General features: G+C 33.3%; 18 protein-coding genes and 3 pseudogenes. 10 read left to right on the top strand and 11 right to left on the bottom strand.

The window, feature by feature from the left end:
- Position 1: 1 nt before the first annotated feature.
- Positions 2 to 154 (top strand): annotated as a pseudogene (locus DS031_RS09765) (BMP family ABC transporter substrate-binding protein); the annotation flags it as partial.
- 59 nt (positions 155 to 213) lie between these two features.
- On the opposite strand, the pseudogene DS031_RS09760 reads toward DS031_RS09765, so the two are convergent.
- Positions 214 to 906, bottom strand: a pseudogene (locus DS031_RS09760) (DUF421 domain-containing protein).
- A 203-nt stretch (positions 907 to 1,109) separates the two neighbouring features.
- On the opposite strand from DS031_RS09760, the gene DS031_RS09755 reads away from it, so the two are divergent.
- On the top strand, positions 1,110 to 2,951 hold the full coding sequence (locus DS031_RS09755) for a monovalent cation:proton antiporter family protein (protein ID WP_113805886.1): 1,842 nt from the start codon (positions 1,110 to 1,112) through the stop codon (positions 2,949 to 2,951).
- A 73-nt stretch (positions 2,952 to 3,024) separates the two neighbouring features.
- Here the strand turns inward: DS031_RS09755 and DS031_RS09750 are convergent, their stop codons facing one another.
- From DS031_RS09750 to DS031_RS09725, 7 genes are all read right to left on the bottom strand, one after another.
- Complete coding sequence (locus tag DS031_RS09750; protein ID WP_342767236.1) at positions 3,025 to 3,777, bottom strand: STAS domain-containing protein; 753 nt, start codon at positions 3,775 to 3,777, stop codon at positions 3,025 to 3,027.
- Positions 3,770 to 4,117: a cobalamin B12-binding domain-containing protein gene (locus DS031_RS24110; protein WP_245947311.1), complete on the bottom strand. Its 348-nt coding sequence runs from the start codon at positions 4,115 to 4,117 to the stop codon at positions 3,770 to 3,772. The genes DS031_RS09750 and DS031_RS24110 overlap by 8 nt, the downstream gene beginning before the upstream one ends.
- A 50-nt stretch (positions 4,118 to 4,167) precedes the next feature.
- A complete protein-coding gene (locus tag DS031_RS24105; RefSeq protein ID WP_245947309.1) occupies positions 4,168 to 4,431 on the bottom strand; it encodes a cobalamin B12-binding domain-containing protein in 264 nt (87 codons plus the stop codon).
- Between the two features lie 31 nt (positions 4,432 to 4,462).
- Positions 4,463 to 4,825, bottom strand: a complete 363-nt coding sequence (locus DS031_RS09740; protein ID WP_113805884.1) for a hypothetical protein — start codon at positions 4,823 to 4,825, stop codon at positions 4,463 to 4,465.
- Positions 4,826 to 4,959: 134 nt separating this feature from the next.
- Complete coding sequence (locus DS031_RS24645) at positions 4,960 to 5,127, bottom strand: antibiotic biosynthesis monooxygenase family protein (RefSeq protein ID WP_425451954.1); 168 nt, start codon at positions 5,125 to 5,127, stop codon at positions 4,960 to 4,962.
- 259 nt (positions 5,128 to 5,386) lie between these two features.
- A complete protein-coding gene (locus DS031_RS09730) occupies positions 5,387 to 5,701 on the bottom strand; it encodes a YbjQ family protein (RefSeq protein WP_113805883.1) in 315 nt (104 codons plus the stop codon).
- Between the two features lie 294 nt (positions 5,702 to 5,995).
- Positions 5,996 to 6,241, bottom strand: coding sequence for an HPr family phosphocarrier protein (locus DS031_RS09725; protein WP_181833091.1), 246 nt, complete (start codon positions 6,239 to 6,241; stop codon positions 5,996 to 5,998).
- A 258-nt stretch (positions 6,242 to 6,499) separates the two neighbouring features.
- Between DS031_RS09725 and DS031_RS23600 the strand changes: the two genes are divergently transcribed.
- The 4 genes from DS031_RS23600 to DS031_RS09710 all read left to right on the top strand — a co-directional run bounded on the left by DS031_RS23600 (position 6,500) and on the right by DS031_RS09710 (position 9,436).
- Positions 6,500 to 6,643: a hypothetical protein gene (locus tag DS031_RS23600; RefSeq protein WP_181833090.1), complete on the top strand. Its 144-nt coding sequence runs from the start codon at positions 6,500 to 6,502 to the stop codon at positions 6,641 to 6,643.
- Between the two features lie 190 nt (positions 6,644 to 6,833).
- Entirely contained in the window at positions 6,834 to 7,745 is a 912-nt protein-coding gene (locus tag DS031_RS09720; protein ID WP_113805881.1) for a VanW family protein, read from the top strand.
- 257 nt (positions 7,746 to 8,002) lie between these two features.
- A complete protein-coding gene (locus tag DS031_RS09715) occupies positions 8,003 to 8,197 on the top strand; it encodes a hypothetical protein (protein WP_113805880.1) in 195 nt (64 codons plus the stop codon).
- A gap of 318 nt (positions 8,198 to 8,515) precedes the next feature.
- The gene (locus DS031_RS09710) at positions 8,516 to 9,436 is read left to right on the top strand and encodes an ATP-binding protein (RefSeq protein WP_181833089.1); all 921 of its coding nucleotides are present in this window, start codon (positions 8,516 to 8,518) and stop codon (positions 9,434 to 9,436) included.
- Positions 9,437 to 9,516: 80 nt separating this feature from the next.
- On the opposite strand, the pseudogene DS031_RS09705 reads toward DS031_RS09710, so the two are convergent.
- Positions 9,517 to 10,809: pseudogene (locus DS031_RS09705) on the bottom strand (lipopolysaccharide biosynthesis protein).
- Between the two features lie 519 nt (positions 10,810 to 11,328).
- Between DS031_RS09705 and DS031_RS23595 the strand changes: the two are divergent.
- The 3 genes from DS031_RS23595 (at position 11,329) to DS031_RS09685 (ending at position 14,577) form a co-directional block, all read left to right on the top strand.
- Positions 11,329 to 11,466 carry a hypothetical protein gene (locus DS031_RS23595; protein ID WP_181833087.1) on the top strand — a complete coding sequence of 46 codons (138 nt, stop codon included), beginning with the start codon at positions 11,329 to 11,331 and terminating at the stop codon, positions 11,464 to 11,466.
- Positions 11,467 to 11,641: 175 nt separating this feature from the next.
- Positions 11,642 to 13,294 (top strand): PAS domain-containing sensor histidine kinase, encoded by a 1,653-nt coding sequence (locus tag DS031_RS09690; protein ID WP_113805875.1) that lies wholly within the window; start codon positions 11,642 to 11,644, stop codon positions 13,292 to 13,294.
- A gap of 572 nt (positions 13,295 to 13,866) precedes the next feature.
- A complete protein-coding gene (locus DS031_RS09685; RefSeq protein ID WP_113805874.1) occupies positions 13,867 to 14,577 on the top strand; it encodes an SDR family NAD(P)-dependent oxidoreductase in 711 nt (236 codons plus the stop codon).
- A 347-nt stretch (positions 14,578 to 14,924) separates the two neighbouring features.
- Here the strand turns inward: DS031_RS09685 and DS031_RS09680 are convergent, their stop codons facing one another.
- On the bottom strand, positions 14,925 to 15,452 hold the full coding sequence (locus tag DS031_RS09680) for a hypothetical protein (RefSeq protein ID WP_113805873.1): 528 nt from the start codon (positions 15,450 to 15,452) through the stop codon (positions 14,925 to 14,927).
- A 184-nt stretch (positions 15,453 to 15,636) separates the two neighbouring features.
- Positions 15,637 to 15,993 (bottom strand): hypothetical protein, encoded by a 357-nt coding sequence (locus DS031_RS09675; protein WP_181833086.1) that lies wholly within the window; start codon positions 15,991 to 15,993, stop codon positions 15,637 to 15,639.
- Positions 15,994 to 16,216: 223 nt separating this feature from the next.
- On the opposite strand from DS031_RS09675, the gene DS031_RS23590 reads away from it, so the two are divergent.
- On the top strand, positions 16,217 to 16,384 hold the full coding sequence (locus DS031_RS23590; protein ID WP_181833085.1) for a hypothetical protein: 168 nt from the start codon (positions 16,217 to 16,219) through the stop codon (positions 16,382 to 16,384).
- The last annotated feature ends 37 nt before the right edge of the window (positions 16,385 to 16,421 follow it).

Raw genomic sequence — 16,421 nt, 5'->3', positions numbered from 1 at the left:
TGATGTAGATCGTACAGTAATGGATCCGGAACATATTGTGTTATCCCAGCTAAAAGGCACAGACACAGCTGTATACGAAACGGTTAAAGCATTTGCAGAAGGCACATTTAAGCCTGGTGTTGTTGATTATGGATTAAAAGAAGGTGGGGTTGGTTTTTCAGTTAATTTAAATAAAATGTAAAGAAGCGGTTGACTAATGATGGTTAACCGCTTTTATGTATTTGCTGTTTTTAATGATTTACGATTCTTTTCGCGTTTATTAATGATCAGGTTGCTGCTTTTTTCACTTACATATGCATAAATAACTTCCTTTATTGTAACGTTATTTTCCTGAAGCTGTTCATTTAGCCATTCTTTCGTTTTATTTAAAAGTGTTAAATTTTTATGCTGAATTTTCCCATCAATAATAACTGCGATTGGCAGTCCTTCATCATCGAGTCAAATATTAAGGTGTTCAACTGTTACGGGAGTGTTTTCTATTTTTGGAATAATACTGATTTCACCTATTGGCTCTAACACCGCATAATCGACATCACTTACTTTTGGATAGCCTTTATTTCGTAGAATAGAGAGCAGTTGGGCAACTGAAAGACGAGCTTTTTCAAGATTGTCTTCTAAAATGACTCCCTTCTTTATTAAAAGTGTTGGTTCTCCAAGAAAGAAGCGATTTCCAATTTGATTCAGCGTTAAATAAGAAAAAAGGAGATGTAAAACAACAAGAATACCTAGTGCAAGCAGTGTCGGTTTCACTTCTGTACTGATAAGCGGTTCCGCTGCAACGGTTCCGACAATAATAATCGCTACTAAATCGTATGGTGTCATTTGAACAATCGTACTTTTGCCCATTAAGCGCATAATAGCAATTGTGATAAGGTAAATGAATAATATTTTAAAGAAGATTTCCATTTGAAGCCTCCAATTTTCAGTACTTTTTCGTTTAGATGAAAAATTTTGGATACCTTATAGCGTGCCTTATGGGAGAGAAAGTTATGCGGGAGAAGAGGTGAATAAAATGTTTAGGAAAATTAATATATTCTTCAACCATTATTTATGGCATAATGTCTTGAACACTACATTAAATTATATTTTTTAGGAGAGGCAGGGAGAGAATGGAATTGCATGCATCGTTTTCTTCTTTGATTATCGTATTGGCTGCAGCGTTTGTGACACCAATTTTTTTAAAGAAATTTCGCTTAACTATTTTTCCTGTGGTAGTAGCTGAAATTATGATAGGCTTTATTATTGGTAAGAGTGGTTTTAATATTGTTCACCAAGATCCGTGGCTTGATACGTTATCAACACTTGGGCTTATTTTCTTAATGTTTTTAAGCGGTGTTGAAATTGATTTTTCTATTTTTGCAGGAAATAAAAAGAAGAAAGAAATTTTGCCAAATGGAAAAGAAGCACCAAATGGGTTTATTGTTTCTTCTATTATCTTTTTATTTATTTTCATTGTTTCCTATGCGATTTCCACAGTTCTTGTTTTTCTTGGTTTTGTTGAAAATGCCTTTTTTATGACACTAGTGATTTCAACAATTTCATTAGGTGTCGTAGTACCAACATTAAAAGAAGTGGAAATTATGAAGCTGGGCATCGGTCAAATTATTTTGTTAATTACAGTGATTGCAGATCTTGTGACGATGATCTTATTAGCTGTTTTCGTCTCTTTCTACGAAGGAGGAACGAATATGTGGCTGCTTCTTATTTTGTTTGGAGCAGGACTTATTTTCTACTTGGTTGGAAAATATTTTAGACACCGAACTTTCTTTGAAACGATGACAACAGGGACTGTTCAAATTGGAACAAGAGCAGTTTTTACATTAATTATGATTTTTGTTGGTTTATCGGAAACCGTTGGTGCGGAAAATATTTTAGGTGCTTTTTTGGCAGGTGTATTAGTTTCGTTATTATCACCGAATAAAGAAATGGTAAAGCAGTTAGATTCCTTTGGATACGGATTTTTAATTCCGATTTTCTTTGTAATGGTAGGGGTAGAGCTTGATCTTTGGAGTTTATTTAAAGATCCATCCATTTTAATACTGATTCCACTATTGTTTATTGGATTACTGCTTTCGAAAATCATTCCCGTTCTTGTACTAAAGCGTTGGTATAATATGCGAACTGTTATAGGGGCGGGATTTTTAATTACTGCGACTTTATCGCTTGTCATTGCCGCTGCAAAAATAGGTGAAAGAATTGGTGTTATTGATGCAAGGATGGCTTCCTCATTAATTTTACTTGCGATTATTTCTTGTATTATTACACCGCTTTTATTTAAAAAATTTTTTCCACTGCATCATATAAAAGAAGGAAAGAAACGAATCAAAATTATCGGAGCCAATCAGATGACACTTCCATTATCTGTTGAACTTGATAAAGAGCAGTATGATGTTATGCTCTTTCATATTAATCAAAATGTCCAAACAGAAAATCCGCATTCACATTTTAATATAAGTTATATAAATGACTTCTCAATTGAAACATTAGAAGCCCATGATCTTTTTAATACCGATTTACTTGTTATTTCAACGAGTAATGATGAGAAAAACTATAAGCTTGCATCTTACGCATCAAACAAAGAAATTGGGAATATTGTTACAAGAGTAGAATCACCAAAATTAAGTAAAGAATTAAAAGAAAAAGGCGTAAACGTATTTTCGGCTATACTTTCTTCAAAAACGATGATGAAAGCATTAGTAGAGTCCCCGCATATTGCTGATATTTTTACAACCGAAGATGAACGCTTATATGAAATTTTTGTTCATAATCAAGATGTGCATGGTATGCAGCTTAGAAATATTCCATTCCTTGGTGATGCGATTATTGTAAGAATTTATCGCGATCATGAATCCATTATTCCGCATGGCGATACAGAAATTCGGGTAGGAGATGGATTAATTGTAACGGGTAGTTATGAAAATATTCAAGAGTTAAGAGAAAACTTAAGTTAAGATGAGGAGGAGAATGAAAAAAGAGGATAGTACAATAGGGGCTCCTATCGCGCTATCCTCTTCATTTATCCAACTAGTTCTTTTCATTTATATAAAAACGAATCACATTATGAAGATGACGAAGGTAGATTATTTCAATTTCAGTATTATAATTTTTAAGGTAAAAAGCATGATTGGGTTTGACGCCAATAACATAGGAGTCTACACCCATGACATGCAGTCCTTTTATAAGTGTGACAAACTTTTCAACACCTTGTTCTGTAAGCTTATCAATCCCACTAAAATCAAATAACACTTTTTCGTAAGTCTCTTCATAGCATGCTTTTTGAATAGATTGTTCATTTTGTTTAATTAACTCTTCGTCTAAATTTCCGAAAAACGGTACAAATCCAATCCCATTTAATAATTTAATAAAGGGGGCAGACAGCTGTTTTATTTGTTTGAGAGAAGTTTCAAGCTGTTCTTTTTTCTCCAACAATTCAAAGTCAGTTTTGGCGAGCCGCTGCTGATGCTGCTGTACAAGAATACTTAGTTCGTTAAGTCGGCTATCTTGTTCCACACAAATTAAATAGCCAGCATCATCATGCCACTTAATGGAACAGTCAAATAAAGAGAGTGGAGAGGCGTTTGTGTTTAGAAAAAGTTCAATATCTTGTAGAAGGTAATCTTGCAATAAAATTTTTTTTGCTTTCATAATACTTTCTGAGTCGACAAGATCTAAAAAGTTTAAAGCAGGTTTAAACGCATACTTCGCTTCATCAGACTGATCGAGAATATCAAAGTTTCTATTAATTTTAAAACAAGGTTGGGGGAAGTATTTAATCATTGACACTAGGCGTCACTCCAACTTTATAACTGTTTAACCAATTGCTGATTTCACATAAATCGGTTGCTAATTTCGTTTTTTCGTTACAATAGGCAGAAAAGTCATACATTGATACTAATCTTCCTCCAACTAAAACAGTGGATGTCATTTCTGATAACGTTTCAATATATTGGGGAAGTCTTTGTGTAAAATATGGGATTGTAACAGAAAGACCAATCACATCAGGCTGCCATTGTTCTGCGATATCTTTTGCATACTCAAGCGGTAAATTTGCTCCTAAGAGGCGCGTATCCCAACCATATTCTTCAAAAAGTAATGCTGTCATTTTTAAACCCAGCATATGCTGCTCTTCTTCCACACATAAAAACATTGCTTTAGGACGTTTTCTTATTAGTGTTTGATTTCTATTTTTTGCCAGTAATGATAACGTGAAATTGTAAAATCACAAGTAGTTGTTGCTAAATGTTCATCTGCAACACTAATTTTGTTTTCTTGCCATAATTCACCGATTTTTCTCATAGAAGGTGTAATAATATGATGATAGATTGTTAAACTGTCTTGTCCATTATTTATTTCTTCTAAAAGAACTTCCCAGGCGGAGTCTTGATTACCCGCAAGCAAACAATTAACAAAACGATTAATCGAATCAATCATAAATTTCACCCCCTATATACGATTAATATGCTTATATCAATTCGATGTTGTAAAGTTCTTCAATCGCTTCTGAAAGCATGCTTTGATAACTTTCTTTATTACAAAAATCTGTTTCTGCTAATAAAACCTGATCGATCCGTTTAAAATTATCAATTAAATGTTCTGTTTTCATGCCTCTAGAAGTTAAAACATTGTTTAGCCAAAGTGCGTAATCTATAAAAAATTGATTATTATTCATATTAAGGGCTGTTTCAAGGTGGCGAAAGTGATGTTCATTATCTTCAAAACACTTTTGTTTTCCTCTTTCGCCAAAGCGTTCCAGTATTTCTGGATAATCTTTGTATATTCCTTCTACAACTTTTTCAATAATCTTGTTTAATTGTTCAGACTTCATGTTGCCACCACTGAAAAGCGCTCCACAATCGGTTTAATAGCTGCTAAGTTTTGATCTGGATAATTTTTTTCTAACTGATGAACTCGCTTATAAGCATCACTCGTTACCCAATTTAAATAATTCTCTTTCTTTTCCTAACACATTTGCACTGTCAGTTCCTTTGGTTTTGTCTCATTTTGGAGCAGTTGGAAGGATATAAAACCTTCATATTGGTCAACAAGCCGCGAGCGGTTTTGATAGATTGCGATTACTTCATCTATTTTATCTTCTGGAACATGTACCGTAGAGTTAACACTATACATTTTTATCCCTCCAATTTAAATAATGGAATAAACCGAGAGTAGCTTTTAAGCGCTAATATGTTAAAACAATTATCTCATAGATTTTTTTCAAAAACTAACAAAGTGATTTACAATAGTTGATTTTATATGATTAAACTGAATTTGTTTACTCTAACAAACCTTTACAAAAAAGTAAAATTAAATACTTGATAAGTAATGATGATAAAGTCGTAAAAAAAGATCAGACCGTTTCAGTCTGACCCTTTTTTATGAATTCACTTTATTCTACATAAACGGCAGTGCCATAAGCAATAATTTCAGAGGCATTGGCCATGACACTTGATGTTTCAAACCGCATTGAAATAACGGCATTTGCCCCTTTACTTTGGGCTTTTTCTATCATTCTGTCCATTGCTTTTTGACGAGCCTCTTCCATCATTTCTGTATAGCCGCGAATTTCACCGCCGACAATTGTCTTTAAGTTGGCCATAATGTCTCTGCCGATATGTTTAGATTGAACGGTACTTCCCTGTACTAATCCATATACTTCTTTAATTTCTTTCCCTGGTACTGTATCTGCTGTTAATAGGATCATTTGAAAATTCCCCCTTATTAGGTATATCGTCAAATTAAAGCGATGAATGATTGTTTACTCGTTCAATGAGTAATACGATTTTCCTGCAAAGAGGTTTCAAATATTTTATTAGATGGTTTAAAAGCGTCTAAACAGAAGGGAAAGTTTACATGAATACGATTGCAATTTGGATATTAAAGAGCGGATAATGTATTTTATTGAGTGGAAGTGAATACTATTTTAAACATAAAGATTATCTTTAGAATAGGTTGAAATTTCAAGAGGATATTTTGCAATCTAATGATATCCCAAATGTTATAGAGTTATGATTTCTTCTAATACAGCATCAGCATTTGGTCCTTCGGCAGTAATTGAAATAAGATCTCCTTTTTTTACAATTAGAAAAAGAGACATCATTCTTACCATGTCTTTCCCATTTGCTTTCATATTATCTTTATAAAACGTAATCGTTGAAGTTACAGATTTTGAAAGTGTAATGAAATCAAATACTCTATTCGTATAAAATCCCTCTGATATTACAAAATGCTTTTCTAGCTTCATTTTAATTTCCTCCTTAAATTTTGGATAAACCATAATGTTTTAACAACTATCAAATCATCACAAACAAAGAGGTAACAAAAGACTGATTTTGAGAGAAAATAGGAGTATTTTGATTACTTTTACTATACTATAACTTGTTTACTAATTTGGATTTTTTGTAAAAAAACTTCCCACGATTATTTTTGAGAACATTTTATAAGATCTGCCAACATAAACTAAAGGTTTTTAAAATATATTTTTTCAAAGGAGGTTGAAGAAATGAATTATGAAGAAAGATGTGATAGCTGCGGAAGAGATGTTTCATACTGGGAAGCAAACCGTTTAAATGAAAAATATAGTCTTGTTTGTGGTGAATGTTATCAAGAGTTAGTCGTTAGAATTTTACCAAGTGAAAAAGAATAAAGTGTTAGTAACATAGGGATATTGAGGGGAAATGTCGTTAGGTAAAGATTACAAGGCATTTTTGGAAAAAACAATCCAACTTTATTCCTGAGTTATAAACCATTAAAGGAATTGATCATCCTTTCCTCATTTTTTCCTTACATGAAATGGTAATCATCTGCTCATACTAAAGCAAGGAGGTTACCATTTCATGAGGATTACATATATAGCGCTGCTGTTTTTATTATTTCAACAAGTTCATTTTCCAGACAGTTTAACTATAAAACAGCAGGGAAAGACTATTGATACGGTTAATCGAACTGATTTTACTATATCGCTTCCGGGTACAGAATTAATTAATGTAAACAAGTTGGACGAATTTATTGATAAGTTGGATCAAAAAATTTACCGTTTGCCTATTAATGCAAAAATTGATGACCAAGGGCAAATTATTGCGGGACAAGTAGGTTATAAGCTTGACCGTCAAGCATTTAAAGAGAAGTTTTATGAATACTTTTTCAGTAAGGGACCTTCCCTCATAGTAGTAACAGAATTACCGGTTTATCCGAAGGTAGACAGCGAACTGTTAGCTCATATTAAGGAAGAACGAATTGGTCAATATGTTACTTACTTTAATACGCGTAATAAAAATCGATCCCATAACATTTCTCTTGCTGCAAAGGCCATTGACAATTACGTTGTGTTTCCAGGAGAGGTTTTCTCTTTTAATGAAGTGGTTGGTAAGAGAACAAAAGAAAATGGTTATCTACGAGCACCTGTTATTGTGAAGGGAGAATTATCACAAGGAATTGGCGGCGGTATTTGTCAGGTGTCATCAACGCTTTTTAATGCTGTTGATAGCGCCGGAGCGGAAATTGTGGAGCGTTATTCGCACAGCAGAAGTGTTCCATATGTACCGCCTGGACGAGATGCTACAGTAAGTTGGTATGGTCCGGATTTTCGGTTTCAAAATAAATACAACCAACCGATCTTAATACGAGCAAAAGCCTTTGAAGGGAAAGTATTTATTAATATTTATTCCTCTGATGTGCTTAATTATGAGTCAAGGAAAGTTCCAAGTGCGTTAAAAAAACTGCCAAATAACAGGACATTGCAAAGGTAAAATGACGACTACACTTGAACAAAAGGAAATAAAATAGAAGAAAGAGGTGAAAAACATTCTAATGGTTTATTGCCTCTTTCTTTATTTACCTTTAATGATAATTTTTCATGTTAGAAAAGCTGTGCCCTTGGGTAATTATTATATAGATTTACTATCAAGATTAAATATATAACAGTGGAAATGCAGAGCTTTATAAAAAATGATCGCAATTCGGTTAAATAAGGATAAACGTAAAACTCAAGTGGAGGTTGATGAGAATGTTTAAAAATGAATGCATTCATCATTTTAATCATAAAGCGGAAAATCGAATAAAGAGAAAAGAGTATGCTTCAGGGTGTCAATTAGGAAAAAGAAGCAGAAAGGCAGGAATGATTCTAAAAGATCTGGGAGTGGAAATGAAAACCATAGAAAGTGAAGTAATGGGCGGAGGGGTTAAATTATTTGATAGTTAAAAAATCCCCAGCATATATCCCGCTGGGGCAAATCGCAAAAGATAACAAGATCAACACTTTATATTATGTACGAATCATGAAAAAAAGACTAAAAAACAAAAAAATGTTTAAATTGTAAAAGACATATAAAAATAAAATGAAACATATAAAATGAATGGAAGTGTATTGCTTTATTACTTATAAAAACTTATGTGAAATGTTCGTAAACCTCATTAAAAAACGAAAGAAGAGGTGGGGTTTGTGCTTTCTCAAAGAATCATTAACAAATTGCATTGACAAGGATCTGCTGCTGTTATTCTTGCCGGAAGCTTCGGTGCTTTGGCTCTTATCCGTGAGTTGGGGAAACAATCTATTCCATGTATTGTGATTGGGAAGAAGTACATTCAAACATCAAGATATGCTTCAGTTAGCCTTAAAACGAAATCAAATGATGATCTTCTACGAATTTTACTTCTGCTGCCCCAGTTAATTAAAATTCCCCTTGTTTTACTTACAGATGATGATCGTTATCTTCAACTGCTTGAGAGCAATTGGGAGCAATTAATTCTTCATTATAAAATTCCAGCTTCTTTGGAAAATAAACAGTTAACTGACAAAACAACCCTTGCAAAAATTAAAAATCAAACTCGCGTGATACTTCCGAAAACGTTTAAAAATTATAAAGAAATACCTGAAAATGGATACCCTATTATTATTAAACCGCTTATACAACAAAGTCTTGCTTCCCACTTAAACATTCAACCTAAAAAAGCTTATATTTGTTGCTCGAAAGAAGAGGTACTAAAAACAATAAAAATTTTAAATAAACTAAAATTCCCCTTTTTAATTCAGGAACTCATTCAAGGAAGTGCAGCTAAAATTTACAACGTTCTTTTATATCGTAATTCTAATGGCAGAATAATTGTTGGATTTGTATCAAAAAAGCTAAGAAGTTTTCCAATAGGATTTGGAACCGGGGCGGCACAAATTACAGAGAAAAACGATATGCTAATTGAGGAAAGCATAAAATTAATGGAGCAGACCTCTTATGTGGGGGCAGCTGAATTTGAATATAAATTTTGTAATCAAAAAAAGATATTTTATTTAATTGAAGTAAATGGTCGATTCCCTCTACAGTGCAGCCTTCTTCATAAAACCAATCCTTCTTTTATCTCTATCATCTTTCAAGATTTAATCAAGCCATCCAAAGCTTATAATCAGACATTATTTACTGAGAATATTGTTTGGATCTATTTTTAAAATGATGTGAGGGCAAATCAAGCAGAAAAGCGAAATATATTGTCTGTATACTGTAAGCTTTTATTATGGACTGTATCTTATTAACCGCATTTATAGAAAAAAGCCACCCTCTTTTTAAATGTTAAAAAGGATGGCTTTTTCTTTTGAAATTTTTTTTGTTTTTCGAATTGCATTAGGCCGAGCCATGAAAGATATCCATATAGAATAAACCCTATAGAGCCTGCAGCACTCATAATGGCAATAGCATGAAGGGAAGATACTTGTTGAAACATGATATAGGTAAAGGCAATAGCAATAAACAGAATACGGAGCACCTCTCTTAAAAACTGTAAATCTTGTCTTTCTAAAAAGTAAACAATGGAGGAGAAAGGGGTAACAAGAAATTGAAAGAAATACATACTCGCTAATAAAGGGACATACCGACCGGATTCCGTCCATTCAGAGCCAAATAGCATTGGAAATAGCCATGGCGAAAAAATTGAAAGACCGATCATAATTGGAAGTATAATAAAAAAATGTTTTAATGTTTTTAAAAACAGCTCTTTAATTTTATTAGGTGCAGTATGAAGAAGAAGGGAAACTTCTGAGAAAAAAACATTTTCAACAGACATGCCGATTAAAAATAAAGGAAGCGTTAAAATGCGCTGAGCAATAATAAAACTTCCGACTACACTTGGTCCATAAATAAACATAAGTAATATGGCTGGAATCTCTAATGAAACTTGCCTAATTAAGGCGGAAAAACTTGAATACAAGGGGAATTTTTTATATCTTAAAGCCATTTTCTTTATGTTTAAGCGATTGACTTTTTTAAAGACTACAGCATCTTCTTTTAAGATTGAAAAAACAAAGCGGCTGCTTCCGCTCATTCTTCCGAGTGCGTCCCCTAATAATAATGGAAAAGGTCCTGTTAAAAGATATCCTCCTAAAATTTGAAAGACTATCATACTCATGCTTTGAGTAATTTTTGTATGAGAAATCATTTTATAGTTTTGTTTTCGGATGGCTCAACCATTTAAAATTTGAAAGCCGCCAATTCCAAGTAAGCTGATTGGAAGCAAATATAAATAGTTTCCAAGGTCTTTAGTGGAAAAAAGTATGGAAAGTTCATTTTTAAACAATAATAATCCAATTCCAAAGATGGAAGAGGAGAAAAATAAGATAAGAAAAGAAAGAACAACTAAATTGGCGCTGTCTTCATTTTCATGTGGAAGGGTAATAGTCATTTCATATTGCAATGAACAAACCGTTAAAAGAATTGAAAGGATGGATAAGTAGATAGCTAATATTCCAAACTCTGCGGGAGTGTAAAGTCGAGTTAATAACGGGGAAGAAATTAGAAGAATGATTTGTGCTAATGAAGAACCGCTCATTAACACCATTACATTTTTAGCGAATGATTTCTTCTCTAAATATTGTCTTATTTTTAAAGCTAAGTCACCCATCGGCTGCTTCATCCTATCTTAAAAAACAGTCCTTTTAAATATTTTTATCATATGTACCGGCTTATTAATTTATTACGCTTGTTTCTTATGTCGGAGTCAACAGCATGGTTTATCTGCGTCTCGTTAAAAAGATTATAAAAATTTTAGGTGAAGGCTTTTTGTGGAATGAAATCTTACGTAGTTATTGAATGGAATAATAGAAAGGCTTATAATTTATTAAAAATAAAGGGAGTTTTTTAAAAAAGGTTTAATTAGTTGAATTTTTTATGGTTATGGTGCATAAATAGAATCAGGGCACGGTTTAAAGTTTCTTTGTTATAAATTTGAATTTTCAAATAATTTAATGTAAAATTTATTTAAATCAAACCATATTAATTGAAAGGGGATCATTTGAAATTGCCACCACATCCCAAAAGTGAGCAGAACATTTCAAAATTATATAGGAGAATGATAACTTCAAATGATGTAAAGGCATTTATGATCTTTGAAAAGTTGAACAGCAATATGAAAGTGATGCTTCGAAAAAAGCTCGGTCAAAATGGTTCAGAGCGTGCATCACATTTATTGAAAATGCTTCAAGATTGAATACTAAATAATAAGAGCTGCTAACAATAGATGTTGGCAGCCTTTTTTTGTTGATGTCAAGAATAGGAAGGTGAATAAAGGTTGAAGAAAAACTCATAAACTCTTACAATTATTGTTATAGTGTATTAGTTTTGAAAACAAAATCAAAATTTACTAACTTAGATTGGGAGACATCATGAAGAGGAAAATTCGTTCAAGTAAAACTGTTTCATTGAAAATTGCTTTAATATATATTGTAATAAGTCTTATTTGGATTTTTTTAACAGATGGACTGTTAGATAAGTTCGGCTTAATGAATAACGTTTGGATTAATATTGGAAAAGGCAGCCTTTTTGTAATTGCAAATGCCTTTCTATTATATAGATTGATTTTAAAGAATTTTAAAGGGATTGAAGATAGTGAACATCAGCTTCATACATTAATTGATGCAATGCCTGACTTTGTGAATTTCAAAGATAAACATGGCAGATGGATTAAAGCAAATAAGTTTGCACTAGAGTTGTTTGATATTAAAGGAGTTCCTTTTAAAGGGAAAAAGGACTCTGAATTAGCGAATTATACAGATTTTTATCGAGAGGCATTATTGTATTGTGAAGAATCCGATAAAGAAGTGTGGATAGAAAATAAAATGATCCGCTGTGAAGAAATTATTCCTCAGCCAGATGGAGAGGAAAAGATTTTTGATACGATAAAAGTTCCGCTTTTTCATTCCAATGGAGAACGAAAAGGTCTTGTTGTCATTGGACGAGATATTACAGATCGAAAGAAAGTAGAGAAACGTCTAGCAGAAAATGAACAGCTCTATCGTTCATTGTTTGAAAACAATGCTGATGCTGTATGTACGCTTGATTTGTATGGTTATGTGCAATCTATGAATGAAGCAGCTGAAAGACTGATAGGGTTTGATAAAGACGAGGTTATTGGTAAAGCATTTCGAGATTTTGTTGTGAAAGAAGATTTAAATAAAGTGTTGAGTCATTTTAAGCAGGCGATTCAAGCTGAGTCATTAACGACAGAATTGAGAATCATTCATAAAGAGGGACATTACGTTACATTAAGTGTGAAAGATGTCCCTATTATTATTAATAATAAACTCGAAGGAATTTTTGTGATTGCTAGAGATATTACCGATTTAAAGAAAAATGAAGAGGTTATAAGAAAATCTGATAAGCTTTCGGTTGTCGGTGAATTAGCTTCCGCTGTGGCGCATGAAATTCGAAATCCACTTACATCGTTAAAAGGGTTTCTGCAGTTATTTCAAGCTGAAAGCAGTGAAAACAAGCGATATTTTGAGATTATGTTATCAGAGATCGATCGTATTAATTTTATTGTTAGTGAATTTATGGTGTTATCAAAGCCTCAGGCAGTTTCCTACCAAGAAAAAAATATAAACTTGCTTTTAATGGATGTTATTACATTGTTAAAAACAATTGCAATTGTAAAAAGCATCGACATTTCAACAGAATTTGAAACTGATCTTCCGCATATTAAGTGTGAAGAAAATCAAATAAAACAAGTATTTATTAATTTATTGAAAAATGCTATTGAAGCTGTACCGCATGGCGGTAAAATTGATGTAAAGGTTAAATTGTTAGAGGATCAAATATTAGTTAGTTTTTGTGATAACGGCTGTGGCATTCCTAAAAAGCTTATCAAAAAACTTGGAGAGCCGTTTTATACAACAAAAGAAAAAGGGACAGGATTAGGCTTGATGGTTAGTTATAAAATTGTTGAAGAACATCAAGGGAATATTGAGATTATGAGTGAAGAGAACAAAGGAACAGTTGTTGAAGTAACCCTTCCTGTTGGGGGAGAATTTAATTTATAACGAACGGTGTAAAAAGGGAATCTTTCAAGTTTAGGAAGATTTCTTTTTTTATAAAATAGAGACCCTATCATAGTCAATAATTAACAAGAAGTAAACAACCCTGTCCTCTTATAAAGAAGAGAATGGGGTTGTTTACTAACTGTCACACTATTAAAAGAATCAGCTGTTCATAAAATACGCCGCCGCCGCACTAATTACTACCATCACAATCCCAAAAATCACTTTAAGCAGTCGTTCTTTTTGCTTTGGTGTTTCCCAGTGATTGCTCATAACGCATGCCCCCTAAATTTTACTTGCATAAAATCGAATGGAGAATGAAGTTGGCAGCTTATTATGTATGTACTTATGAAGCAATTAAAACATTGCGGCGCCATATTTTCAATGGTGTAGGCTTTTGTTCCGATTTATGCTGTTAATTCTATTATCCTCTAATCACTTCAATTTGTTAAGGTAATTTTCTGAAAATTTACAAAAAAACATTTAATTAGAATATTTTATTGACAAATGGGCGGCTGGACAATATCATAGTAAACATATAGGAATTATTAAAATTGTGAAAGGAGTTTTGACCAGTGGTTGATCTTCAAAATAAAGTGGTAATTGTAACTGGTGCTGGAAGCGGACTTGGTAAGGAAACGGCGATTGTACTTGCAAAAGCAGGAGCAAAAGTAGCGATCTGCGGACGCCGTACACATAAGCTTGCAGCTGTTGAAGAAATCATTTCAGCTTCAGGTCAAGGAGAAGTGCTTGCGGTTACGGCAGATGTCTCTGTTGAATCAGAGGTAAAAATGTTTATTCAAGCTGTATTAGAGAAGTTTGGTCGGATTGATGTGTTAATTAACAATGCGGCTGTTTTTCAACAATATGATGCTGTCGATATGTCGCTCGATACATGGAACTTTCACATTGATAATAATGTAACAAGCGTCTTTCTAATGATGAGAGAATCGCTTTCGATTATGAGGGAACAAAAGTCAGGTAAAATTATCAATATTACGTCTGGTTTAGCAAGAGAAGGGGCGGCCGGTTTTGGTGCCTACAGTGCAAGTAAGGCGGCTGTTGAATCATTAACTTATTCGGTAGATGATGAAGAATATAAAAACAGCATTGCTGCTCATGTGTTTAATCCAGGGGTAATGAAAACAGAGCTTCAGTCATTTGGTGATGATCCGACCTATGCTGCTGGCAAGCTTGCAGCATTTATTAAATCTAACATGCCGTCAAAGAAAAGACCGGTATACTTAGAAGAGATAGAGGATGAAGAAAAGGCTGTAGTAAAGTAATTTAGATAAAACATGAGAGAAGATATCAGTTTAAAAGGTATATTTAATTGTATATGACTTAAAAGAAACAGTCCAGCACCAAGTTGGGCTGTTTTTTTGAGACGGTTTTTTAAAAAAACTTTTTCAGCGCGAGCCGATTAATGAGTATACTAACATTATTTTTAGTAAAAAATGTATAGCGTAAAATTGTGGGGAAGCCCTTTATGGAAAGGGGGATTCATATTGTTTTTTATGATTCGATTTGAGGTTAGTTTTTATTAATGAAGCTTGTGTAAAACTGCTTGGCGGTAAAGTTAAGCGGTTGAAGTAGTCTTGTTGTTTCAACCGCGGCAATATTGAGTTGAGGATTAAGTGTTTGTTTCAGTTACCTTTTTAAAAAGAAGTGGTGATGTATGATGAATGCTTTTTTCAGCGACAATGCGGAGGTTTTTCCAATATTCTATAACTTCACTAGGTTGGTTATTTTCAATTGTTTGCTGAAGCCATTTTAGTTCTTCTAATAAACGAGGTGAAGAACCGATCCAAACCTTTTTATTGTCCAACTCAATATAAAAAGGTTCATCGAATGGAAATGGTAAATACACTCCTTCATCATTCGGATGACAAATAACATGCTGAAACATCGTCGCTTTTGTCCACTTTGCGTAGAACAATAAAACCCGATCACTTCTAGCGGCAGCTTTTTTTAAACGTCTTAATGCTGATTCATCGCCTAATGAAATATCGTCAATTTTTTTATCATGATTTAAATTTTCGCGAAAACTTGTTAAAAAGCCTAAACGCTGCATATAGATTTTTAATAAGTGATGAAGCCGCTCGGTATCTGCTGATTCTGTATGAGAGGGTAACGCTTCAATGTGTCCGGAAATAATCAATAAAATCACTCCTTAACTTATTGCTTCCTTATACAATTCGTTTGATTAAGAGAACTATGTCTGTAAAACGAATGATGAAATCGTAATGTAATTGGAATGTAATTAAATCGTTAAAAAGAAGGGAATATTAACTAAAAAAAGAAGCTATCACCTATGTGTGATTGCCTCTTCATTATTTATTCACTTAGAAACATTGGAATGATTTTATTCTCTTTAAATCTACTCCATAATAAACCCACATGAAGCCGGTCCAACGATATCCTGAAACAGATCTTCGCCCAACATATGTTGGATAAAACCAAAACGATTCCCATCCCTGCATCCATACATACGTATAGCGGTGGAGACAGCCAGAAATGGCGCCGGGATCAACGGCCATCAAACCAGCAGACGATTGTTGTGGTGTAAAGTTAGGTGGAGGAGATGTAGGGGCACCACTTTGATGTGAACTTGAACCGCTGTTATAAGGTGGAGAAGAAGGATGGCCATGTCCTCCATGGGAAGGTGGAAACGGTGGAAAAAAAGGTCGATAAAAATACACACTTTTCACTCCTTATTTATAAGTCTATTTATTATATGTCGGCCTTTTAAAAGGAGTTCTTATGAGGAACCTTTATGGATAAGCACATATCATTTCGAACGCTCATATAAATATTTGTATTGGTAATTTAAGACCAATTTATTCGACAAAAAGAAGGGACACATCTTTTTATGTCGAATAATATTTAGTTAGGATGTTAATTTGATTAAATGGAGGTTGTTATATGGAAAACATAACAAATACTTGGTACTGTCATGACTGTTTTCAAGATTTTGAGCAGCATGAAAGCGTAATCAGCATTGCTGAAATGAATTCAGTATTTTGTAAAAAGTGTGGAAATGACTATCCGCGCGAATGGAGGAAAACGCTAATATATCAAAGCCCAGAATAAGGAGCCGATTATGAGCAAAGCAGATGCCTTGTTAAAA

The sequence above is a fragment of the Bacillus taeanensis genome (assembly GCF_003318295.1).
In the GTDB taxonomy this organism is placed as follows: Bacteria; Bacillota; Bacilli; order Bacillales; family UBA6769; genus Maribacillus; species Maribacillus taeanensis.
The sequence above is the reverse complement of the archived record's forward strand: the minus strand, read 5'-3'. Positions and strand labels throughout refer to the sequence as shown.